The 21817-nt window shown below is 64.8% G+C and carries 18 protein-coding genes; 3 read left to right on the forward strand and 15 right to left on the reverse strand.

Translation table 11 applies throughout. The features are described from left to right. Window positions 1-64: 64 nt before the first annotated feature. Together atpA and BRSPCE3_RS23725 are read right to left on the reverse strand one after the other, a co-directional pair. Window positions 65-1594: a F0F1 ATP synthase subunit alpha gene (gene atpA, locus BRSPCE3_RS23720; RefSeq protein ID WP_244068713.1), complete on the reverse strand. Its 1530-nt coding sequence runs from the start codon at window positions 1592-1594 to the stop codon at window positions 65-67. Continuing rightward, on the reverse strand, window positions 1594-2154 hold the full coding sequence (locus tag BRSPCE3_RS23725; RefSeq protein WP_244068714.1) for a F0F1 ATP synthase subunit delta: 561 nt from the start codon (window positions 2152-2154) through the stop codon (window positions 1594-1596). The genes atpA and BRSPCE3_RS23725 overlap by 1 nt, the downstream gene beginning before the upstream one ends. Window positions 2155-2785: 631 nt before the next feature. Here BRSPCE3_RS23725 and BRSPCE3_RS23730 point away from each other — a divergent pair. Next, on the forward strand, window positions 2786-3274 hold the full coding sequence (locus BRSPCE3_RS23730; protein WP_244068715.1) for a septal ring lytic transglycosylase RlpA family protein: 489 nt from the start codon (window positions 2786-2788) through the stop codon (window positions 3272-3274). Window positions 3275-3516: 242 nt separating this feature from the next. On the opposite strand, the gene BRSPCE3_RS23735 is transcribed toward BRSPCE3_RS23730, so the two are convergent. Beyond that, window positions 3517-5727 carry a primosomal protein N' gene (locus BRSPCE3_RS23735; protein ID WP_244068716.1) on the reverse strand — a complete coding sequence of 737 codons (2211 nt, stop codon included), beginning with the start codon at window positions 5725-5727 and terminating at the stop codon, window positions 3517-3519. Window positions 5728-5842: 115 nt separating this feature from the next. On the opposite strand from BRSPCE3_RS23735, the gene BRSPCE3_RS23740 reads away from it, so the two are divergent. Together BRSPCE3_RS23740 and BRSPCE3_RS23745 are read left to right on the forward strand one after the other, a co-directional pair. Further along, on the forward strand, window positions 5843-6814 hold the full coding sequence (locus tag BRSPCE3_RS23740; protein WP_244068717.1) for a tyrosine recombinase XerC: 972 nt from the start codon (window positions 5843-5845) through the stop codon (window positions 6812-6814). 142 nt (window positions 6815-6956) lie between these two features. Next, window positions 6957-7547, forward strand: a complete 591-nt coding sequence (locus BRSPCE3_RS23745; RefSeq protein WP_244068718.1) for a DUF4337 domain-containing protein — start codon at window positions 6957-6959, stop codon at window positions 7545-7547. 133 nt (window positions 7548-7680) lie between these two features. Here the strand turns inward: BRSPCE3_RS23745 and BRSPCE3_RS23750 are convergent, their stop codons facing one another. From BRSPCE3_RS23750 to BRSPCE3_RS23805, 12 genes are all read right to left on the reverse strand, one after another. Next, complete coding sequence (locus tag BRSPCE3_RS23750) at window positions 7681-8220, reverse strand: hypothetical protein (protein ID WP_244068719.1); 540 nt, start codon at window positions 8218-8220, stop codon at window positions 7681-7683. A 37-nt stretch (window positions 8221-8257) separates the two neighbouring features. Continuing rightward, window positions 8258-9658, reverse strand: coding sequence for a dihydrolipoyl dehydrogenase (gene lpdA, locus BRSPCE3_RS23755; protein ID WP_244068720.1), 1401 nt, complete (start codon window positions 9656-9658; stop codon window positions 8258-8260). A gap of 80 nt (window positions 9659-9738) precedes the next feature. Further along, window positions 9739-10488 (reverse strand): SDR family oxidoreductase, encoded by a 750-nt coding sequence (locus tag BRSPCE3_RS23760; RefSeq protein WP_244068721.1) that lies wholly within the window; start codon window positions 10486-10488, stop codon window positions 9739-9741. A 72-nt stretch (window positions 10489-10560) separates the two neighbouring features. Beyond that, window positions 10561-11811 (reverse strand): 2-oxoglutarate dehydrogenase complex dihydrolipoyllysine-residue succinyltransferase, encoded by a 1251-nt coding sequence (odhB, locus tag BRSPCE3_RS23765; RefSeq protein ID WP_244068722.1) that lies wholly within the window; start codon window positions 11809-11811, stop codon window positions 10561-10563. Window positions 11812-11966: 155 nt separating this feature from the next. Continuing rightward, a complete protein-coding gene (locus BRSPCE3_RS23770; protein ID WP_244068723.1) occupies window positions 11967-14927 on the reverse strand; it encodes a 2-oxoglutarate dehydrogenase E1 component in 2961 nt (986 codons plus the stop codon). 259 nt (window positions 14928-15186) lie between these two features. After that, window positions 15187-16068 carry a succinate--CoA ligase subunit alpha gene (gene sucD, locus BRSPCE3_RS23775; RefSeq protein ID WP_223977729.1) on the reverse strand — a complete coding sequence of 294 codons (882 nt, stop codon included), beginning with the start codon at window positions 16066-16068 and terminating at the stop codon, window positions 15187-15189. Between the two features lie 27 nt (window positions 16069-16095). Beyond that, complete coding sequence (locus BRSPCE3_RS23780; RefSeq protein ID WP_244068724.1) at window positions 16096-16572, reverse strand: DUF1579 family protein; 477 nt, start codon at window positions 16570-16572, stop codon at window positions 16096-16098. A gap of 2 nt (window positions 16573-16574) precedes the next feature. Then, window positions 16575-17771 carry an ADP-forming succinate--CoA ligase subunit beta gene (gene sucC / locus BRSPCE3_RS23785; RefSeq protein ID WP_244068725.1) on the reverse strand — a complete coding sequence of 399 codons (1197 nt, stop codon included), beginning with the start codon at window positions 17769-17771 and terminating at the stop codon, window positions 16575-16577. Between the two features lie 159 nt (window positions 17772-17930). Then, complete coding sequence (gene mdh, locus BRSPCE3_RS23790; protein WP_212020021.1) at window positions 17931-18899, reverse strand: malate dehydrogenase; 969 nt, start codon at window positions 18897-18899, stop codon at window positions 17931-17933. 222 nt (window positions 18900-19121) lie between these two features. Further along, the gene (gene zapE, locus BRSPCE3_RS23795; RefSeq protein WP_244068726.1) at window positions 19122-20312 is read right to left on the reverse strand and encodes a cell division protein ZapE; all 1191 of its coding nucleotides are present in this window, start codon (window positions 20310-20312) and stop codon (window positions 19122-19124) included. A gap of 138 nt (window positions 20313-20450) precedes the next feature. After that, window positions 20451-20987, reverse strand: a complete 537-nt coding sequence (gene thpR, locus BRSPCE3_RS23800) for an RNA 2',3'-cyclic phosphodiesterase (protein WP_244068727.1) — start codon at window positions 20985-20987, stop codon at window positions 20451-20453. A gap of 167 nt (window positions 20988-21154) precedes the next feature. Continuing rightward, complete coding sequence (locus tag BRSPCE3_RS23805; protein WP_244069043.1) at window positions 21155-21802, reverse strand: arylesterase; 648 nt, start codon at window positions 21800-21802, stop codon at window positions 21155-21157. Window positions 21803-21817 lie beyond the last annotated feature (15 nt).

Here is a 21817-nt window from a genome sequence, read left to right on the forward strand (position 1 = left end):
CAATGGTCAGATCGCAAGCCTCAGTTCGTCACGCCCGGCGGCGAGCCGGGCGGCGCCCCATTCGTTATGCAAACGTCTTGGCGAAGCCTTCGACCGCCGCCTTCAGCTTGGCGGCACTGTCGTCGGACAGGTCGCGGCTGTCGCGGATCGCGTTGAGGATGTCGACGTGCTTGCCGCGCAGCAGCGAGAGCAGACCGTCCTCGAACGCCTTCACCTTGTTGAGCGGCAGCGGATCGAGGTAGCCGTTGGTGCCGGCCCAGATCACGCAAACCTGCTCTTCCATCTTCAGCGGCGAGAACTGCGGCTGCTTCAGGAGCTCGGTCAGGCGCGAACCGCGGTTGAGCAGGCGCTGCGTCGACGCGTCGAGGTCGGAGCCGAACTGCGCGAACGCCGCCATTTCGCGGTACTGCGCCAGCTCGCCCTTGATCTTGCCCGCGACCTTCTTGGTGGCCTTGGTCTGCGCCGACGAACCGACGCGCGACACCGACAGACCGACGTTCACCGCCGGGCGGATGCCCTGGAAGAACAGATCGGTTTCCAGGAAGATCTGACCGTCGGTGATCGAAATCACGTTGGTCGGGATGTAGGCCGACACGTCGTTGGCCTGGGTTTCGATCACCGGCAGCGCCGTCAGCGAGCCCAATCCGTGGTCCTTGCCGAGCTTGGCGGCGCGCTCGAGCAGGCGGGAGTGCAGATAGAACACGTCGCCCGGATAGGCTTCGCGGCCCGGCGGGCGGCGCAGCAGCAGCGACATCTGGCGGTAGGCGACGGCCTGCTTGGACAGATCGTCATAGATGATCACGGCGTGCATGCCGTTGTCGCGGAAGTATTCGCCCATCGTGCAACCGGTGAACGGCGCGATGTACTGCATCGGAGCCGGGTCGGACGCGGTCGCCGCAACGACGATCGAGTATTCCAGCGCGCCCTGCTCTTCGAGCACCTTGACGAACTGCGCGACGGTGGAGCGCTTCTGGCCGACCGCGACGTAGACGCAGTACAGCTTCTGGCTCTCGTCCGGCTGGGCGTTGAGCGGCTTCTGGTTCAGGATGGTGTCGAGCGCGATCGCGGTCTTGCCGGTCTGACGGTCACCGATGATCAGCTCGCGCTGGCCGCGGCCGATCGGAATCAGCGCATCGATCGCCTTGAGGCCGGTGGCCATCGGCTCGTTGACCGACTTGCGCGGAATGATGCCGGGCGCCTTGACGTCGACGCGCTTGCGTTCGGTGGCCTGGATCGGGCCCTTGCCGTCGATCGGGTTGCCGAGCGCGTCGACGACGCGACCGAGCAGGCCCTTGCCGACCGGCGCGTCCACGATGGCGCGGGTACGCTTGACGGTCTGGCCTTCCTTGATCTCACGGTCGGCGCCGAAAATGACGATACCGACGTTGTCGGTTTCGAGGTTGAGCGCCATGCCGCGCGTGCCGTTCTCGAACTCGACCATTTCACCGGCCTGGACGTTGTCGAGACCGTAGACGCGGGCGATACCGTCACCGACCGACAGCACCTGGCCAACTTCGGTGACTTCGGCTTCCTGGCCGAAATTCTTGATCTGGTCCTTGAGGATCGCAGAAATTTCTGCGGCGCGGATGTCCATCAGCCTGCCTCTTTCATCGCGTTCTTGATCGAATTGAGTTTGGTGCGAAGCGAACTATCCACCATGCGGCTACCTAGCTTGACCACCAGGCCACCAATAATGGAGGGATCGACCTTCACGTTGAGCGCGACGTCCTTGCCCGTCACTGATTTCAGTGCGGCCTTCAGCGCGTCGAGATTCTTGTCATTGAGCTGCTCGGCGACGGTGACTTCCGCGGTCGCCTCGCCCTTGAACTTCGCCACCAGCGCGCGATAGGCGCGAATCACATCGGCGACCGCGAACAGCCGGCGATTGGCGGTGAGCACCTTGAGGAATTTGGCCGAGGTACCGGCGATGCCGGCCTTGTCGAGCACCGCGGTCAGCGCCTTGAGCTGGGCGTCGGCAGCAAACACCGGGCTGCGGACCAGCCGCTTGAGGTCGGCGCTGTCGTTGAGCATGGCATCGAACTTGTCGAGGTCGGCCTTCACTTGATCGACGGATTGCTCGTCGCGCGCCAACTCGAACAGGGCCGTTGCGTAACGACCGGACACTCCCGAAACGGACGGATCTTCAGCAGCCACGAGCTCGCTCTTTTTTGCTGTCAAATTCGCAAGGGAAAAACCGTCGCCACCAAAGCAGCGCCTAGCGATCCAAGCCCTTGGAATTCAAGCGGGACTTCGATTTTCGACCGGCACAGGACGTGCCGGGACCGTTAAAATCGCGGCTTTGCTAACATAGCAATCGCGCAGGTGCAACATGACGGCATCGTGAGAGCCGCCTTGTCGCATGCGGTTTTTTGCGACCGCAGCCGACGGTCGAATCGGGAAAATTCGGAGTGCGGAAATCCGGCGCGCCGGCGCCGATTCACACCGCCTCGGATTTGTTCCAATCGAAATTTGCATGGGCCTATGGCCGAGCGCGCAGGGAACCCGGAACGCGCCGCGGTTTCATTTGGCGATTACTTACTGAAAACTTACTGCAGGCCATTTAATCAGTATTCGTAAGTATATTGATCGTTAAAAATCAGTTAACGCACAAGATTACGGAACCTCGATTGATTACCCCAAGGCGGTAACAAGATATTTCAACGCGAGACAATCGGGATTTACTGCCCAATTCGTGCCTCATTGGGAAACCAAACGGCCTTGGTCAACGAAGGGACGGGGGTTCCACTTGCCGCGTTAGCGGCAATACTGTCTGAGGGTCTTATCAATGCTGAATATCAAGAAGGCGGCGGGCAATGTAACCCGCTCGCGTACGGCGCTTGCGTTTGTCGCCGCAACTATCCTGGTCGGGGGCAGCGTGACCGAGGCGTCCGCGAAGTCCAGGCACCACCATCAGCGCCACCACCATCATCACCACGCCCGCGCCGAAGGCTCGTCCTGGCGCGACGCCAATGCATCGATCCAGCCGTCCGGCGGCCACTCGTTCTCCGGGATGGCCTCGTTCTACGGCAACGAATCGGGCAGCCGCACCGCTTCCGGCCAGCGCTTCAACCAGAACGCCATGACCGCAGCCCACCGCTCGCTGCCGTTCGGCACCAAGCTCCGCGTCACCCATGGCGGCCGCAGCGTCGTCGTCACCATCAACGATCGTGGTCCGTTCATCCGCGGCCGCGTGCTCGACCTCTCCACGGGCGCTGCCCGCGCCATCGGCCTGACCGGTGCCGGCGTCGGCCGCGTCACCGCCGAGGTCATCTAAACGCGTTCAGTAAGCGTTGCGTTGCGTACCGGCCGCGAGGCCCGCTTCGCGCCAAGAATGGCCTGCCGTCGCAAATGACGGCAGGCTTTTTTCTTTTGCCTTTCGTCATTCCCCGATGCGCAATTGCGCATCTGAGGGCGGCGCCATCCAAGTCGGCGGTTGCCGACTTGGACACTTGAAATCTGGTGAACTCGGGTAGACCCGAGTTCGGGTGGCGCGTCCCGAAATGACGAGAGTGGAAATTACAGGAAGCTCTGCGGATCGACGTCGATCTCGAGCTTCAGATTGCCCGTGGTCTTCGGCGCCGCCGCCAGCCAGTCGCGCAGATATTGCGACAGATCGACATTGCGCAGCGACTTCACCAGCAGGCGGAAGCGGTAGCGGCCCTTGATGACCGCAAGCGGCGCCTCGGCGGGGCCGAGCACCTGGATCCGTTCGTCGAGCGGCGCCAGCGCCGCGAGCTTGCGGGCAAATCCTTCCGCCGTCGGACGGTCGCCGGCGGAGATGATCAGGCTCGCCAGCCGGCCGAACGGCGGATAGCCGGTGCGCTCTCGGATGTCGATCTCGCTGGCGTAGAATGCCTCGCGGTCATTGGCGATCAGGGCCTTGATGACCGGATGTTCCGGCTGATGGGTCTGCAGGTAGCCGACGCCACGGCCCTGCTCGCGGCCGGCGCGGCCGACCACCTGGTTCAGCAACTGGAACGTCCGCTCGGCGGCGCGCGGGTCGCCATTGCTCAGGCCGAGATCGGCATCGATGACGCCGACCAGATTGAGCCGCGGGAAATTATGCCCCTTGGCCACCAGCTGGGTGCCGATGATGATGTCGACGCGGCCCTCGGCGATTTCGTTGAGCTCGCTGCGCATGGTCTCGATCGAGGTGATGAGATCGCTCGACAGCACCATGGTGCGGGCCTCGGGAAAGATCTGAGCCGCCTCCTCCTGCAGGCGCTCGACGCCGGGGCCTATCGCAGCCAGCGATTCCTCGGCCGCGCAATGCGGACAAATGTTCGGGCGCGGCATCGAGAAGCCGCAGTGATGACAGACCAGCCGTTGGCGGAATCTGTGATCGACCAGCCATGCGTCGCAGATCGTGCAGGCGAAGCGGTGGCCGCAGGCGCGGCACAGCGTCAGCGGCGCATAGCCGCGGCGATTGAGGAACAACAGCGCCTGCTCGCGACGCTCGATGGCGTGGCGAATCTGTTCGGCCAGCACCGGCGAGATGAAGCGACCGCGCGGCGGCGGGGCGCGGCGCATGTCGATCGCCTCGATATGCGGCATGTGCTGGCCGCCGAACCGCGACGGCAGCACGACGCGCTGGTAGCGCCCCTTGCGCGCATTGACCTCGCTCTCGACCGAGGGCGTCGCCGACGCCAGCACGATCGGAATCTTGGCGATATGGGCGCGGACCACCGCCATGTCGCGGGCGTGATAATGCGCGCCGTCATCCTGCTTGTAGGCCTGGTCGTGCTCCTCATCGACGATGATGAGCCCGAGATCGGCATAGGGCAGGAACAGCGCCGAGCGGGCGCCGACCACGACCGGCGCCTTGCCCTCGGAAATCGCGGCCCAGTTGCGCGCCCGCGTGCGCGGCGTGAGCTCCGAATGCCATTCCAGCGGCCGTACGCCGAAGCGCTGCGCGAAACGGTCGAGGAACTGGCCGGTCAGCGCGATCTCCGGCATCAGGATCAGGGTCTGCTTGCCGCGCCGGATATTCTCGGCAATCGCCTCGAAATAGACCTCGGTCTTGCCGGAACCGGTGACGCCGTCGAGCAGCGCGACGTGAAAGCTGCCGCTCGCCGCCAGCGTCCGCATCACGTCGACCGCACTGCGCTGCTCGCGCGAGAAATCCGGCCGCGCATAGGAGGGATCGGGAATCGGTGGCGGTGCGGGCGGCGGCATCGCCTCGACCGTCAGCGTGCCCTCGTCGACCAGGCCGTCGACCACGCCGGAGCTGACGCCGGCCTCCCGCGCCGCCTCCGACTTGCCGTGCAGCAAGCCATCCGACAGCACCTCGATCAGCCGCCGGCGCGCCGGCGTCAGGCGCCGCGGCGGCTCCCCGACCAGGCGGACGCCGAGGCGGGTCCGCTCCGGCCCGAGGTTCTCGCCCATCCGCAGCGTCATCCGCAGCACCATGCCGCGCGCCGACAGCGTGTAAGTGGAGACCCAGTCGACGAGCTGGCGCAGCTCCGGCCGCAGCGGCGGAACATCGAGCTTCTCGCTGACGTCCTTGAGCCGGTTGTGCAGCCGCGGATCGGGCCTGGCATTCTCGGCCCACACCACCGCGACGACTTCGCGCGGCCCCAGCGGAACAGCGATCACGTCGCCGGGCGCAAGCTCCATGCCGCGCGGCACGCGATAGGAATAGGTCTGGTTCAGCGCGACGGGCACCAGCACATCGACTACGCGTGTCGTCGATGCGGGGGCCGGGCCGGGGCGCGTGGTGTGGTCCATTGAATCAGAAACCTTGAACCCGTTTGGGCTAGCACCGCCGCGCGGTCTTAGCGAACGGTAAACGAAGGCAATGCGATATAATCAGGAGAATCGCAGCGCCAATAGCCCTTAACAGATGGCCCGGACCGATCAGCCCAACCCACCGCTCGAACTCGACTGCGCCGACACTTCAGTCACGCAGGAGATGACGCGCTGGCTGTCGCATCTGCGCGCGGAACGGCGGCTGTCGCCGAAGACGCTCGAGGCCTATGCGCGTGATGTCCGCCAATGCCTGGCCTTCCTGGCCGAGCACTGGGGCGCGCGCGTCACGCTCAAGGCATTTTCCGCGCTAGAGGCGAGCGATGTCCGCGCCTTCATGGCGATGCGCCGCGCGGACGAGATCGGCGGCCGATCGCTGATGCGGGCCCTGGCGGGGCTGCGCTCGTTCGGGCGCTTCCTGGAACGCGAAGGCAAGGGCAAGGTCGGCGCGCTTTCGGCGATCCGTGCGCCCAAGGTGGCAAAGAGCCTGCCGAAGCCGATCCATATGGAAGCGGCGAAGCGCCTTGCCGACGCCGACGAGCGTGCCGATGAAAGCCGCGAAACCTGGATCCTGGTGCGTGACGCGGCCGTGATGGCGCTGCTCTATGGTTCGGGCCTGCGCATCTCCGAGGCGCTCGGGCTGAAGCGGCGCGACGTGCCGAAGCCGGGCGAAGGCGACGTCCTCGTCGTGACCGGCAAGGGCAACAAGACCCGCATGGTGCCGGTGCTGCACAACGTGCTGCAATTGATCGCGGACTATGCCGCGATCTGCCCGCATCAGCTCAGCCCGACCGGGCCGATGTTCGTCGGGGCGCGCGGCGGCCCGTTGAGCCCGCGGATCATCCAGCTCACCATGGAGCGGCTGCGCGGCGCGCTCGGCCTGCCCGACAGCGCCACGCCGCATGCGCTGCGGCACTCCTTTGCCACGCATCTCTTGAGCCGCGGCGGCGACTTGCGCGCGATCCAGGAATTGCTCGGCCACGCCTCGCTGTCGACGACGCAGATCTACACCGGCATCGACAGCGAGCGGCTGCTCGAAGTCTATCGCTCGGCGCATCCGCGCGGTTGAACGCTCGGCTCTGAAATAAGGCGCGGGCTTGGCCCCGCCGTCATGCTCCGTTCATCTTCATAGCGCTACTCCAAACTGCCCGCCCCTTGCCTTGCGCGCCGCATTCGGCAATCGTGGCGCGGTCTCGTCCGGAGGGGGAATCATGAGCGCACATGAAAGTATGGAGCACGCGGAGCATGCCGAGCATGCGTCGGGCGAGAACAAGAAGATCGCGCTCCTGATCGCCGTGATCGCGCTCTGCCTGGCGCTGTCGGAAACGCTCGGCAAGGGCGCGCAGACCGAATCGATCAGCAAGAACGTCGAGGCCTCCAACCTCTGGGCCTTCTTCCAGGCCAAGAGCATCCGCCGCACCGCGGTGCAGACCGCCGCCGAACAGGGCAAGCTGAACCTCGCAACCACCACCGACGAGGCGGCCAAGGCCGCCCTGCAGAAGCAGATCGACGACTGGCTGAAGACCGCGGCCCGCTACCGCTCGGAGCCGGAGACCGGCGAAGGTTCAGAGCAACTCGCCGAACGCGCCAAGCACGCCGAGCATGAACGCGACGAGGCGACCGCGAAATATCATCACTTCGAGCTCGCCTCCGCCGCCTTCCAGATCGCCATCGTGCTGGCGTCCGCGACCATCATCACCGGCATCGCCGCGCTGGTTTGGGTCTCCGGCCTGGTCACGCTCGCCGGCGTCGTGATGACGCTGCTCGGCCTGTTCCAGCCGCATCTGCTGCATCTGCATTGAGGCGAACGGCGACCGTCATTCTGAGGGCCGCGTAGCGCGTCTCGAAGGATGAACGGCCCGGCTGGTGGCCGTCGACCCTTCGAGACGCGCGCAAGAGCGCGCGCCTCAGGGTGACGGAGCCGGGGAGTCTTGCTTAGAGAACCTTGCTGGTCTGGTGCACGCTCTTGCGGAAGCGTGCGATCAGGCGCAGGGTGCGCGCGGTCCAGCCGTCGCCGTCGCCGCTGATCATCTCGAGGATGCGCCGCTTGACCGGCTCGACCAGCGCGGTCGCCTTGGCGCGCAGCGCCATCACGAAATTATAGAGCGCCTCGAACCAGGGCATCTCCAGCAATTTCGACCGCGTCACGTCGAACAGGAAGGCGGTGACGCCGACGCCGACGATCTTGGCGAACAGGATCAGCGAGACCGCGCTGAACCAGTATTGGTTCGCGAGCAGCCAGAGCCCGACCAGCTTGAGCGGAAACAGCGGGATCAGCGGCACGACGAAGACGATCAGCGTCATCGCCGGCGACAGCGAATCGACCCGGTCGGCCAGCCATTGCTTGAGCGCGCGCAGCGGGATCCAGGCGACCACCCGGGCCACGATCGGCTCGACGTGATCCCATAACCAGGCTTCGATCAGGAAAATGATCGCAAGCAGGACCCAGATCGGCTGAAGCAGGCGGCGCAACATCGCTATGATCTCATCCCCGCTCGCGCGGGACGTTCGATCACATATGGATGGCGCGCTTGCCGACCGCAAGCGCGGCTTCCTTGATGGCCTCGGAGCGGGTCGGATGGGCGTGGCAGGTGCGCGCGAGATCCTCGGCCGAGCCGCCGAATTCCATCAGGACGCAGGCTTCGTGGATCATTTCGCCGGCCTCAATGCCGACGATATGCACGCCGAGCACCCGATCCGTCTTCGCATCTGCGAGAACTTTCACGAAGCCGTCGGTGGTCTGGTTGACCTTGGAGCGGCCGTTCGCGGTGAAGGGGAATTTGCCGACGGTATAGGCGACGCCGGCCTGCTTGAGGTCTTCCTCGGTCTTGCCGACCGACGACACTTCCGGCGTGGTATACACAACACCTGGAATGACGTCGTAGTTCACATGGCCGGCCTGGCCCGCGATGATCTCCGCGCAGGCGACGCCCTCGTCTTCCGCCTTGTGCGCCAGCATCGGCCCGGCCACGACGTCGCCGATCGCGTAGATGCCCTTCACATTGGTCGAGAAGTGCGCATCGATCTCGACGCGGCCGCGATTGTCGAGCGCGACCCCGGCTTCCTTCAGCCCGAGCCCTTCGGTGTAGGGCACGCGGCCGATGCAGACGAGCACGACATCGGCTTCGATGGTCTCGGCGGCGCCGCCGGCGGCCGGCTCGACCTTGGCCTGCAGCGTCATGCCGGAGGTGTCGACCGAGGTGACCTTGGCGCCGAGCTTGAACGTAAAGCCCTGCTTTTCGAGGATGCGCTGGAATTGCTTGGCCACCTCGCCGTCCATGCCGGGCAGGATGCGGTCGAGGAACTCCACCACGGTGACCTTGGCACCGAGGCGATGCCAAACCGAGCCGAGCTCGAGCCCGATCACGCCGGCGCCGACGATCAGCAGGCTCCCGGGCACCTTGTCCAGCGACAGCGCACCGGTCGACGACACGATGCGCTTCTCGTCGATCTCGATGCCCTTCAACCGCGCGATGTCGGAGCCGGAGGCGATCACGATGTTCTTGGTCTCGACGACCTCGGACTTGCCGTCGCCGGAGACCTCGACCTTGCCGGCGCCGAGGATCTTGCCGGTGCCCTTGAGCACGTCGATCTTGTTCTTCTTCATCAGGAACTCGACGCCCTTGACGTTGCCGTCGATGCCCTGCTGCTTGAAGTTCATCATCGCCGGCAGATCGAGCTTCGGCGCCGGGACGCTGACGCCCATCTTGGCAAAGGAGTGCCCGGCTTCCTCGAACATCTCGGAGGCGTGCAGCAGCGCCTTCGACGGCATGCAGCCGACATTGAGGCAGGTGCCGCCCAGCGTCGCGTTCTTCTCGACGACGGCAACCTTCATGCCGAGCTGCGCCGCGCGGATCGCGCAGACGTAACCGCCGGGGCCAGTGCCGATGACGACGAGATCGTAAGAAGCCATGATTGAGGTCCTGTAGCTAAACTCTGTGACAATTGGGCGAGCGCAATCTGTCCGAAGACCGCTGCCCGCTTCGCGTATTTCTAGCGACCGCCCGACACGTCGAGGATCGCGCTGGTGACGTAAGACGCCTCGTCCGAGATCAGCCAGACGATGGCGTTGGCGATTTCATCGGCAGTGCCGACCCGCTTCATCGGCACCATGTGGGCGAGCCGGTGCGCGCGGTCGGGCTCACCGCCGGCGGCATGAATGTCGGTGTCGATCAGGCCGGGGCGGATGCCGGCGACGCGAATGCCTTCGTTCGCGACCTCGTAGCCGAGGCCGATCGTGAAGGAATCGATCGCGCCCTTGGAGGCCGCATAGTCGACATAGGTGTTGGGCGCGCCGAGCTTCGCCGCGACCGAGGACAGGTTGACGATGACGCCGCCCTGGCCGCCATGCCTGGTCGACATCCGCTTCACCGCCTCGCGCGCGCACAGGATGCTGCCGGTGACGTTGACGGCCATCATCTGCTGGATGCGCTCGGCCGACATCTCGTCGACCCGCACGCCACTCTTGCCGACGATGCCGGCGTTGTTGACCAGCGCGCCGAGCGTGCCGAAGCCGTCCGCCGCCTTGAACAGCGCCAGGATATCCTGCTCGCTGCCGACGTCGCATTTCACCGCGATCGCCTTGCCGTTCCTGGCTTCGATCGCGGCGACGACCTCCTTCGCGGCAGCCTGGTTGGACGCATAGCCGACCACGACGCGGTAGCCGCGCGCGGCGGCGGCAAGCGCGGTGGCGCGGCCGATGCCGCGGCTGCCGCCGGTAATGACAACGACCTTATCCGTCACATCGATCCCCAAACATGAGCACCCAACGAATCGCGACGCCCGAACAGACCCGGACGTCGCGTGCGAATGACCTCAGAGGTCCAGCACCAGGCGGGCCGGATCTTCCAGGCTCTCCTTGACGCGCACCAGGAAGGTGACCGCTTCCTTGCCGTCGATGACGCGGTGATCGTAGGACAGCGCCAGATACATCATCGGGCGGACCTCGATCTTGCCGCCGACCACCATCGGCCGCTCCTGGATCTTGTGCATGCCGAGGATGCCGGACTGCGGCGCGTTGAGGATCGGCGTCGACATCAGCGAGCCGTAGATGCCGCCATTGGTGATGGTGAAGGTGCCGCCCTGCATCTCGTCGATCTTGAGCTGGCCGTCGCGGGCGCGGCGGCCGTAATCGGCGATTCCCTTCTCGATCTCGGCGATCGACTTGTGGTCGCAGTCGCGCACCACGGGCACCACCAGGCCGCGGTCGGTGCCGACCGCAACGCCGATGTGGTAGTAGTTCTTGTAGATCAGGTCCGAGCCGTCGATCTCGGCGTTGACCGCCGGGATGTCCTTCAGTCCCTGCACCACCGCCTTGGTGAAGAAGCCCATGAAGCCGAGCTTCGAGCCGTGCTTCTTCTCGAACGTATCCTTGTAGAGCGCGCGCAGCTTCATCACCTCGGTCATGTCGACCTCGTTGAAGGTCGTCAGCATCGCGGCGGTGTTCTGCACGTCCTTGAGGCGGCGCGCGATGGTCTGGCGCAGCCGGGTCATCTTGACGCGTTCCTCGCGCGCGGCGTCGTCGGCCGGCGAGGGCGCACGGACCTGCACGGCGGCGGCCGGCTGATTGACCGGGGTCGGCGCCGAGGCCGCCTTCTCGATCGCGGCCAGCATGTCGCCCTTGGTCACCCGGCCGTCCTTGCCGGAGCCCGGAACGGTCGAGGCATCGACGCCGCTTTCGGCCGACAGCTTGCGCACCGACGGCGCCAGCGGCGCATCCGCCGGCGGCACTTTTGGCGCGGCAGGTGCGGGAGCGGCGGCAGGAGCCGCAGCGGCCGGGGCGGCAGCCTTGGCGGGCGCGGCGGCAGCAGCGGGCTTGGCCGCCGGGGCCGCGCCGTCATTGATCTGGCCGAGCAGCGCGCCGACGGCGACGGTCTCGCCGTCCTTGGCGATGATCTCGCCGAGCGTGCCGGCGACCGGCGCCGGCACCTCGATGGTGACCTTGTCGGTCTCCAGCTCCACCAACGGCTCGTCCACCGCGACGGCCTCACCGGCCTTCTTGAACCAGCGGCCGATCGTCGCCTCGGTGACGGATTCGCCGAGCGTTGGAACGCGAATTTCAGTCATGGTCTTTTCCTCGATAACCTTGCGGTCGCAAAATTGATCCGGTCACCGCCCGCCAAAGCGGACGACCCGGTACTCCGTGACGACAGCATCTGTGCTGGATGACGCGGGATACCGGATGCCCCGCACAAGGCGGGGCATGACTTCAGTGAAGGCCGTTAGTTCAGTGCGTCGTCGAGCAGCGCCTTGAGCTGCGCGAGATGTTTCGACATCAGGCCGGTGGCGGTCGCCGCCGACGCCGGACGGCCGGCGTAGCGCGGACGCTTGTTGGCGGCGTTGATCTGGTTCAGCACCCATTCGAGATAGGGCTCGATGAAGTGCCACGAACCCATGTTGCGCGGCTCCTCCTGGCACCAGACCACTTCGGCGTTCTTGAATCGGCCGAGCTCCTGCACCAGCGCCTTCAGCGGCACCGGATAGAGCTGCTCGACGCGCATCAGGTAGATGTCGTCGATGCCGCGCTTCTCGCGCTCCTCATACAGGTCGTAATAGACCTTGCCGGAGCACAGCACGACGCGGCGGATCTTGTCGTCCGGCACCAGCTTGATCTGCTCGTCCGGCAGCATCTGGGCGTCATCGTACAGGATGCGGTGGAACGTGGCGTTCTTGCCGAGCTCGTCGAGCCGCGACACCGCCCGCTTGTGACGCAGCAGCGATTTCGGCGTCATCAGGATCAGCGGCTTGCGGATTTCGCGATGCAGCTGGCGCCGCAGCACGTGGAAGTAGTTCGCCGGGGTGGTCGGATTGACCACCTGCATGTTGTCCTCGGCGCACATCTGCAGATAACGCTCGAGGCGCGCGGAGGAGTGCTCCGGCCCCTGCCCTTCATAGCCGTGCGGCAGCAGGCAGACGAGGCCCGACATGCGCAGCCATTTGCGTTCGCCCGACGAGATGAACTGGTCGAACACCACCTGCGCGCCGTTGGCGAAGTCGCCGAACTGCGCTTCCCAGAGCGCCAGCGCATTCGGCTCGGCCAGCGAGTAGCCGTATTCGAAGCCGAGCACCGCCTCTTCCGACAGCAGCGAGTTGATGACCTCGTAATGGCCGGTGTCTTCGCCGCCGAGATGGTTGAACGGCGTGTAGCGGCTCTCGTCCTCCTGATCGATCAAGACCGAATGGCGCTGCGAGAAGGTGCCGCGCTCGGAATCTTGGCCGGACAGGCGCACATGATGGCCCTCCTGCAGCAATGTGCAGAACGCCAAGGCCTCGCCGGTCGCCCAGTCGATCCCGATCCCGGTATCGATCGCCTTGGCGCGATTGTCGAGGAAACGCTGGATGGTGCGGTGGACGCGGAAGCCGTCCGGCACCTTGGTGATCTTGCGGCCGATGTCCTTGAGCACGGCGACATCGACGCCGGTGACGCCGCGGCGGGCGTCCTCTTCCTGGTCGGCCGACTTGAACCCGGCCCATTTGCCGTCGAGCCAGTCGGCCTTGTTCGGCTTGTAGCCAGAGCCGGCTTCGAGTTCGGCGTCGAGCCGCGCGCGCCAGTCGGCCTTGGCCTTCTCGACCTCGCCGTCGGTCAACACACCGTCGGCGACCAGCCGCTTGGCGTAGATCTCCAGCGTGGTCGGTTGCGAGGCGATGCGCTTGTACATCACCGGCTGGGTGAACGCCGGCTCGTCGCCCTCGTTATGGCCGTGGCGCCGGTAGCAGAACATGTCGATGACGACCGGCTTGTGGAATTTCTGCCGGAACTCGATCGCGACCTTGGCCGCGAACACCACGGCTTCAGGATCGTCGCCGTTGACGTGGAAGATCGGCGCATCGATCATCTTCGCGACGTCTGACGGATAGGGCGACGAGCGCGAGTAGCGCGGATAGGTGGTGAAGCCGATCTGGTTGTTGACGATGAAGTGCAGCGAGCCGCCGGTGCGGTAGCCCTTCAGGTCGGACAGGCTGAAGCATTCCGCCACCACGCCCTGGCCCGCGAACGCCGCGTCGCCATGCATCAGCAGCGGCAGCACCGAGATGCGCATATCCGGCGGATCGCCGTGCTGATCCTGCTTGGCGCGCACCTTGCCCATCACGACCGGATCGACGATCTCGAGATGCGACGGGTTGGCGGTCAGCGACAGATGGATGTTGTTGCCGTCGAACTCGCGGTCCGAGGAGGCGCCGAGGTGATACTTGACGTCGCCGGAGCCTTCGACCGAGTCCGGATTGGCCGAACCACCCTTGAATTCATGGAACAGCGCGCGGTGTGGCTTGCCCATCACCTGGGTCAGCACGTTGAGGCGGCCGCGATGCGGCATGCCGACGACGATCTCCTTCACGCCGAGATTGCCGCCGCGCTTGATGATCTGCTCGAGCGCCGGGATCAGCGATTCGCCGCCGTCGAGGCCGAAGCGCTTGGTGCCGGTGAACTTGGTGTCGCAGAACTTCTCGAAGCCATCGGCCTCGATCAGCTTGTTGAGGATCGCGCGGCGACCCTCGGGCGTGAAGCTGATCTCCTTGTCCGGACCTTCGATGCGTTCCTGGATCCATGCCTTCTGCGCGGCGTTCGAGATGTGCATGAACTCGACGCCGAGGGTCTGGCAGTAGGTGCGTTCGCAGATCTGCACGATCTCGCGCAGCGTGCCGTATTCGAGGCCGAGCACGTGGTCGAGGAAGATCTTGCGGTCGAAGTCGGCCTCGGTGAAGCCGTAGGAGCGCGGGTCGAGCTCCTCGCGATCGCGCGGCGCCTCGATGCCGAGCGGATCGAGTTTGGCATGGAAATGGCCGCGCATGCGGTAGGCGCGGATCAGCATCAGCGCGCGAACCGAATCGCGGGTGGCCTGATGCACGTCGGCGTCGGACAGCTCGGCGCCCTTGGCCTGGGCCTTGGCCGCGAGCTTGGTGCCGACCGCCTTCTCGACCTGGGCCCAGTTGCCGTCGAGCGCCGAGGTCAGCTCGTCGCGCGGCGTCACCGGCCAGTTGGCGCGGCCCCAGGAGGCGCCCTCGGCGTTCTTCTGGACGTCGGCGGGAGCGTCCTTCAGGCTCTTGAAGAAATCCTGCCATTCGGCGTCGACCGACGACGGATCCTGCTCGTAGCGGGCGTAGAGATCGTCGATATAGGCGGCGTTGGTGCCCTGCAGGAATGATGAGAGTGCAAAAGCGGCGTTCGCGTCTTGGCGAGACATGGGGCAGTCCTGGTGATTTTTTTCGGTTCGCGCGTAGGAGACGGCGCTGATGCCGGTCTGGAAGTGCGCCGGCTGGATGGATACCCTTTACCCTATCTAGGTCGGATATTCCTGCCTAAAAGAACTAAGAAATGAACTTATTTTCATATTTTATTGAACGGCATTCCGGCCGCAAAACGCAATAAAAGAGCGGGTTCCCCAAAGAGAACCCGCCCCAAATACGCCAAAACCTCGAAAGGGAACTTCGCCCGACGGGCGGTTACTTCAGCATCTCGGCGAGCGTGTGCCCGAGCCGCGCCGGCGACGGCGACACCCTGATGCCGGCGGCTTCCATCGCCGCGGTCTTGGAACCGGCGTCGCCCTTGCCGCCGGAGATGATGGCGCCGGCATGGCCCATGCGGCGGCCGGGAGGTGCGGTGACACCGGCGATGAAGCCGACCATCGGCTTCTTGCGGCCGCGCTTGGCCTCGTCCTTGAGGAACTGGGCGGCGTCTTCCTCGGCGGAGCCGCCGATCTCGCCGATCATGACGATCGACTTGGTCTTCTCGTCGGCCAGGAACATCTCCAGCACGTCGATGAACTCGGTGCCCTTGACCGGGTCGCCGCCGATGCCGACCGCGGTGGTCTGGCCGAGGCCTTCCTGGGTGGTCTGGAACACCGCTTCATAGGTCAGGGTGCCTGAGCGGGAGACGATGCCGACCGAGCCGGGCTTGAAGATGTTGGCCGGCATGATGCCGATCTTGCACTCGCCGGCAGTCATCACGCCGGGGCAGTTCGGTCCGATCAGGCGCGATTTCGAGCCGGACAGCGAGCGCTTCACGCGCACCATGTCGAGCACCGGGATGCCCTCGGTGATGCAGACGATCAGCGGGATCTCCGCATCGATCGCCTCGCAGATCGCGTCCGCCGCACCCGGCGGCGGGACGTAGACCACGCTGGCGTCGGCGCCGGTCTTGGCACGCGCGTCCGCGACGGTGTCGAACACCGGCAGATTGAGATGCGTCTGGCCGCCTTTGCCCGGCGCCACGCCGCCGACCATCTTGGTGCCGTAAGCGATCGCCGCTTCCGAGTGGAACGTACCGTTCTTGCCGGTGAAGCCCTGACAGATGACCTTGGTGTTCTTGTCGATCAGAATGGACATGGGATGCTTTCGCGAGACGGGAAGGGTTTAGTGGATACGCCGGTACACGCCGGTGAGCACATCGGCCCACCCTTCCGCGTCAGGCGAGAACTGGATTTTCATGTTGTAGGTATTGTCGTCGACGACCTCGTAGACGTGACGGGCATTGCCGCGCAGCGAGCCGCGCACCAGGATCAGCGACTTGCCTGCCCAGCCACCGGAGGCCGGCGACGGCGGGTAGTAGCCGAGCGAATCGTGCCAGAACAATCGGTAGGCCCGATCGTCGCGGTCGTAGGTGAAGACGCCGTGGGTGGCGAAGCTCTCCTTGCCGTCGCGCCTCTGCACGCTGTCCTGGATCAAATAGAAGCCGTTGAGCGCGATGCGCGCCGTGACGTGCGAGGTCGCCGGACCGCCGGCGGTCCAGCGCGACGGATAGACCGTCTCGTCGCCGTTCCACTCGCCCGCGAAAACCGCGAGCTTGCGGTGTTCCTCCAGCGGTGTCGGGGCGTCGAGATGATCGGCCATCGTTAGCCTCCCTTGACGGCTTTCACGATCTTCTGTGCGGCGTCATCGAGATTGTCGGCGGGCAGCACGTTGAGACCGCTCTCGCGGATGATCTTCTTGCCCAGTTCGACATTGGTGCCTTCGAGGCGCACCACCAGCGGCACCTTGAGACCGACCTGCTTCACCGCGGCGACCACGCCCTCGGCGATCACGTCGCACTTCATGATGCCGCCGAAGATGTTGACCAGGATGCCCTTCACGTTCGGATCGGCGGTGATGATCTTGAACGCGGCCGCGACTTTCTCCGCGCTGGCGCCGCCGCCGACGTCGAGGAAGTTCGCCGGCTCCATGCCGTAGAGCTTGATGATGTCCATGGTCGCCATGGCAAGGCCGGCGCCGTTGACCATGCAGCCGATCGTGCCGTCGAGCGCGACGTAGTTGAGGTCGTATTTCGACGCCTCGATCTCCTTGGCGTCTTCCTCGGTCTCGTCGCGCAGCACGACGACGTCGGGGTGCCGATAGAGCGCATTGCTGTCGAACGACACCTTGGCGTCGAGCACGCGGAGCTGGGCCTGCTTGGTGACGACAAGCGGATTGATCTCGAGCATCGCCATGTCCTTGGCGACGAAGGCGGCATAGAGCTGACCGGTCAGCTTCTCGGCCTGCTTGGCGAGATCGCCCTTCAGCTTCAGCGCCTCGGTGACGGTGCGGCCGTGGTGCGGCATGATGCCGGTGGCGGGATCGACCGAGAACGAGACGATCTTCTCCGGGGTCGAATGCGCGACTTCCTCGATGTTGACGCCGCCTTCGGTCGACACCACGAAGGACACTTCGGAGGTCTCGCGGTTGACCAGGATCGAGAGGTAGAACTCCTTGTCGATGTCGGAGCCTTCCTCGATGTAGAGGCGGTTGACCTGCTTGCCGTGCGGGCCGGTCTGCACCGTGACCAGCGTGGCGCCGAGCATCTGCTTGGCGAATTCGTCGACCTCGGCGACCGACTTGGCGATGCGGACGCCGCCCTTGTCGCCGGCTGATGCTTCCTTGAACTTGCCCTTGCCGCGGCCGCCAGCATGGATCTGGCTCTTCACCACCCAGATCGGGCCGGGCAGCTGCTTGGCCGCCGCGTCGGCCTCTTCCGGCTTCAGCACCGGAACGCCGCGCGAGATCGGCACGCCGAATTCATGCAGCAGAGCCTTGGCCTGGTATTCGTGGATATTCATGGAAAGACGCTCCCAAACCCTCGTGCGGCGAACTTCACGTCAGCCTTGACGTGGCATACCATATACCAGAGCCCGCGCAACTACAAAATCTGCTCGAATTTCATCATCTTGCACCCGACAGGCGATTGAAATCGCCTATCGGGTCATTGCCGAATGAGATTACTTGCCGAGCAGATCGGGCGCGATCTTCTTGCAGGCATCGACCAGGCCCTGCACCGCGCCGACCGACTTGTCGAAGGCCTCACGGTCCTTGCCGGCGAGCTCGATCTCGACGACGCGCTCGACGCCCTTGGAGCCGATCACGGTGGGCACGCCGACATACATGTCCTTCACACCGTACTCGCCGTTGAGATAGGCGGCGCAGGGCAGCACGCGCTTCTTGTCCTTCAGATAGCTCTCGGCCATCTGGATCGCCGAAGCCGCCGGCGCGTAGAAGGCCGAGCCGGTCTTCAGCAGGTTGACGATCTCGGCGCCGCCATTGCGGGTACGATCGACGATCTCGTCGATGCGCGCCTGCGAGGTCCAGCCCATCTTGACGAGGTCGGGCAGCGGAATGCCGGCAACGGTCGAGTAGCGGGTCAGCGGCACCATCGTGTCACCGTGGCCGCCGAGCACGAAGGCGGTGACGTCTTCGACCGAGACGTTGAATTCGTCGGCCAGGAAATAGCGGAAGCGCGCGGAGTCGAGCACGCCGGCCATGCCGACCACCTTCTTGTGCGGCAGGCCGGAGGCCTTCTGCAGCGCCCACACCATCGCATCCAGCGGGTTGGTGATGCAGATGACGAAGGCGTCGGGCGCGTACTTCTTGATGCCGGCGCCGACCTGCTCCATCACCTTGAGGTTGATCGACAGCAGATCGTCGCGGCTCATGCCGGGCTTGCGCGGCACGCCGGCGGTGACGATGCAGACCTTGGCGCCGTCGAGCGCTTCATAGGAGTTGGCGCCGACCAGGTTGGAGTCGAAGCCGTCGACCGGCGACGACTGCGCGATGTCGAGCGCCTTGCCCTGCGGCACGCCCTCGGCGATATCGAACAGCACGACGTCTCCGAGTTCCTTGAGGCCGACGAGGTGCGCCAGCGTTCCGCCGATCTGTCCGGAGCCAATCAGTGCAATCTTGTCGCGTGCCATGGGAAATCAGTCCTTTGAACTGGTGCAGGAGGGAGGGAAGTCGGTTGCAAGGGTGGTTATCCCTTTCGAATGATCCATTCAAGTCGCGGCCTGCCCGATCGCGGGCCCTGCCTGCAATTCGATCAGGCATGCCAGCGGCATCCGTCCCGGAGACACGAAAAGTTGCTCCGATCCGGATCGCGCGCAAGACCGAATTTCGAGACCGAATTTCACGGCTGGATTTCAGGTCTCGACCAGGCCGGTCGACGACCCGCTCGCCGACGAGTCCTTCCGGCCGTGCGGCAGAGCGAGGTAGGATTCCGAGCTCATCTCGATCAGGCGCGACGATGTGCGCTTGAACTCCATCGCCTCGACGCCGTCGTCCGCAAGGTACAGCGACACCGGATCGGCTTCGGCCGAAGCCATCAGCTTCACGGCATTGTCATAGAGCGTGTCGATCAGCGAGATGAAGCGCTTGGCGGCGTTACGCTCGGCGTAATCCATCACCGGAATGTGGTCGATCAGGATCGTGTGGTAGTCGTGCGCGAGCCTGAGGTAGTCGGACGCGGCAAGCGGCTTCTCGCAGATCTCGGCAAAGCTGAAGCGCGCGACGCCGTGCGCCGAGCACGGCACGTGCAGCACGCGCCCCTTGATCGCGATGTCGCGCGACTTGCACGGCGCGTTGCCGGTCATCTTGCGCCAGGCCGCATCGAGCTCGGCATCGGCGGCTGCATCCGCCGGCACCAGCCACATTTTGACACCAAACAGTTTTTCCAGCCGGAAGTCGGTGCGCGCATCGAGACGCAGCACGTCCATGTGGTCGGAGATCTGCGCGATGAACGGCAGGAACAGCGCGCGATTGAGGCCGCCCTTGTAGAGATCCTCAGGCGCGACGTTCGAGGTCGCGACCACCACGGTGCCGAGCTCGAACAGCTTTGCGAACAGCCGCCCGAGGATCATCGCGTCCGCGATATCGGTGACGTGGAATTCGTCGAAGCAGAGCAGCCAGGCTTCGTCGAAGATCGCCTGCGCGGTGAGCGCGATCACGTCGCCGTCTGATATCTCGCCGCGCGCGATCTGCTGGCGATAGCCGTAGATCCGCTCATGCGCCTCGGCCATGAATTCGTGGAAATGCGCGCGGCGCTTGTGCTCGACCGGGCTCTGCTGGAAGAACAGATCCATCAGCATGGTCTTGCCGCGGCCGACCTCGCCATGGACGTAGAGCCCGCGCGGCGGCTTGTCGTCCCCGTTGCCGCCGAACAGCCGGCCGAACAGGCCCTGCTTGCGCTGCGGCTTGTAGCTTGCGAGCCGCTCCTCCAGCGCGCCGAACGCCTCGGCGGCGTACGCCTGCGCAGGATCAGCCTCGATCGCGCCGGAGGCGACCAGGGACTTGTAGTGTTCGAGGAACGAATTGGCGGGCGAGGTGGACAACATGAGCCCACCTTACGGCCCTACTGCGCGGCAAATTGCAAGCCGTGAATTGTGCCAACGGGGTATGCAAGCGCGAACCCTTGCATACCACGGCCGGCCACACGGCCTTGCCAGGTGCCTAGCACTGCGATCTGCGATCCCTTACGCGCAGAGCGCGTAGGAATCCTCGACCACATAAGGGCCGCCGCCTGTCGACGCGCGCGACGAGAACAGCACGAAGCGGTCCGCCATGAAGCTGCGGCTCGGGAAGTAGCCGCGCACGGACAGATAATCCGCAACATCCTGGCTCGACGCGTCATGCAGACGCGCGAGCGTCACGTGTGGCGTGAATTTCCTGCCCTCCGGATTGAGCCCCATCCGCTGCATCATCCGTTCGAGCTCAGCCTGCAGCTCGATCAGCGGCCGGCTCGGCTCGACGGCGGCAACCACCGCGCGCGGCTTGCGTCCGCCGAAGCTCGACAGGCCCTGCAATTTGACCTCGAACGGCTTGCGGTTCACCCGAAACAACATCGTCGCGATCTCGTTGGCCCAGAGACCATCGATGTCGCCGATGAAGCGCAGGGTGACGTGATAATTTTCGGGATCGATCCAGCGTGCGCCTGGAAGGCCACCACGCAAATTGGAAAGTGTCTGGCCGATCTCGGCCGGAATTTCCAGTCCAGTGAACAGACGCGGCATCGCTATAGTCCTCGATGCTTGGCGCGGGTTTTGGGAGCCCGCACCCCTGTAACAGCCCGGCGACGAATCACCGATGCTTATTTGTACCCGAGATATGTGACTCTGCGAAGCATGACCGGTTAACAGCTCGTAAACCTACGGACACAACGCCGATCGCTGCCTGCGTTTCAACTGCGTTGCCCTGATAATGCGCCGAGAAATGCCTCCACCGTGGGCAGGATATTCTTCACAACGATGTCCACACCTTCTGCTGTCGGATGCATGCCGTCGGCCTGGTTGATCTTCGGATTAGCAGCAACACCGTCGAGAAAGAACGGGTACAGCGGCACGCCGAGGGACTTCGAGAGATCCGGATAGATCGCGTTGAACTTCGCTGCATACTCACTGCCGTAGTTCGGTGGCGCGAGCATGCCGCACAAGAGCACGGCGATCTTGCGCGCCTGCAACTTTGTGATGATGTCGGACAGCGCGGCACGCGTCACCGCGGGATCGATGCCGCGCAGGGCATCATTGGCGCCGAGCTCGACGATCACGGCATCGGTTCCCTCGGCCACCGACCAGTCGAGCCGCTCGCGGCCGCCCGAGGCGGTGTCGCCGGACACCCCGGCATTGGTCATCTCGACCTTTATCCCTTTGGCTTCCAAGGCTTTTTGCAGCCGAACCGGAAATGCCGCGTCGGCCGGAAGGCCGTAGCCGGCGCTCAGGGAATCGCCGAGAACCACCATCTTGATCGTCCTCGCCGGACCTTTTTGCGGTGCTGGCGTCTGCGCATTTGCCGCCGTCATCAAGCCCATAAGCAACACGAGTATGTGCACGAAGATTCTCAACCG

Source organism: Bradyrhizobium sp. Ce-3 (assembly GCF_022835695.1).
Taxonomy (GTDB): Bacteria; Pseudomonadota; Alphaproteobacteria; order Rhizobiales; family Xanthobacteraceae; genus Bradyrhizobium.

What these genes read in the sequence shown, in the direction of transcription:
- atpA (WP_244068713.1), bottom strand. Translation starts at nt 1,594, where the DNA reads ATGGACATCCGCGCCGCAGAAATTTCTGCGATCCTCAAGGACCAGATC.
- BRSPCE3_RS23730 (WP_244068715.1), top strand. Translation starts at nt 2,786, where the DNA reads ATGCTGAATATCAAGAAGGCGGCGGGCAATGTAACCCGCTCGCGTACG.
- BRSPCE3_RS23735 (WP_244068716.1), bottom strand. Translation starts at nt 5,727, where the DNA reads ATGGACCACACCACGCGCCCCGGCCCGGCCCCCGCATCGACGACACGC.
- BRSPCE3_RS23740 (WP_244068717.1), top strand. Translation starts at nt 5,843, where the DNA reads ATGGCCCGGACCGATCAGCCCAACCCACCGCTCGAACTCGACTGCGCC.
- BRSPCE3_RS23745 (WP_244068718.1), top strand. Translation starts at nt 6,957, where the DNA reads ATGAGCGCACATGAAAGTATGGAGCACGCGGAGCATGCCGAGCATGCG.
- BRSPCE3_RS23750 (WP_244068719.1), bottom strand. Translation starts at nt 8,220, where the DNA reads ATGTTGCGCCGCCTGCTTCAGCCGATCTGGGTCCTGCTTGCGATCATT.
- lpdA (WP_244068720.1), bottom strand. Translation starts at nt 9,658, where the DNA reads ATGGCTTCTTACGATCTCGTCGTCATCGGCACTGGCCCCGGCGGTTAC.
- odhB (WP_244068722.1), bottom strand. Translation starts at nt 11,811, where the DNA reads ATGACTGAAATTCGCGTTCCAACGCTCGGCGAATCCGTCACCGAGGCG.
- BRSPCE3_RS23770 (WP_244068723.1), bottom strand. Translation starts at nt 14,927, where the DNA reads ATGTCTCGCCAAGACGCGAACGCCGCTTTTGCACTCTCATCATTCCTG.
- sucD (WP_223977729.1), bottom strand. Translation starts at nt 16,068, where the DNA reads ATGTCCATTCTGATCGACAAGAACACCAAGGTCATCTGTCAGGGCTTC.
- BRSPCE3_RS23780 (WP_244068724.1), bottom strand. Translation starts at nt 16,572, where the DNA reads ATGGCCGATCATCTCGACGCCCCGACACCGCTGGAGGAACACCGCAAG.
- sucC (WP_244068725.1), bottom strand. Translation starts at nt 17,771, where the DNA reads ATGAATATCCACGAATACCAGGCCAAGGCTCTGCTGCATGAATTCGGC.
- mdh (WP_212020021.1), bottom strand. Translation starts at nt 18,899, where the DNA reads ATGGCACGCGACAAGATTGCACTGATTGGCTCCGGACAGATCGGCGGA.
- zapE (WP_244068726.1), bottom strand. Translation starts at nt 20,312, where the DNA reads ATGTTGTCCACCTCGCCCGCCAATTCGTTCCTCGAACACTACAAGTCC.
- thpR (WP_244068727.1), bottom strand. Translation starts at nt 20,987, where the DNA reads ATGCCGCGTCTGTTCACTGGACTGGAAATTCCGGCCGAGATCGGCCAG.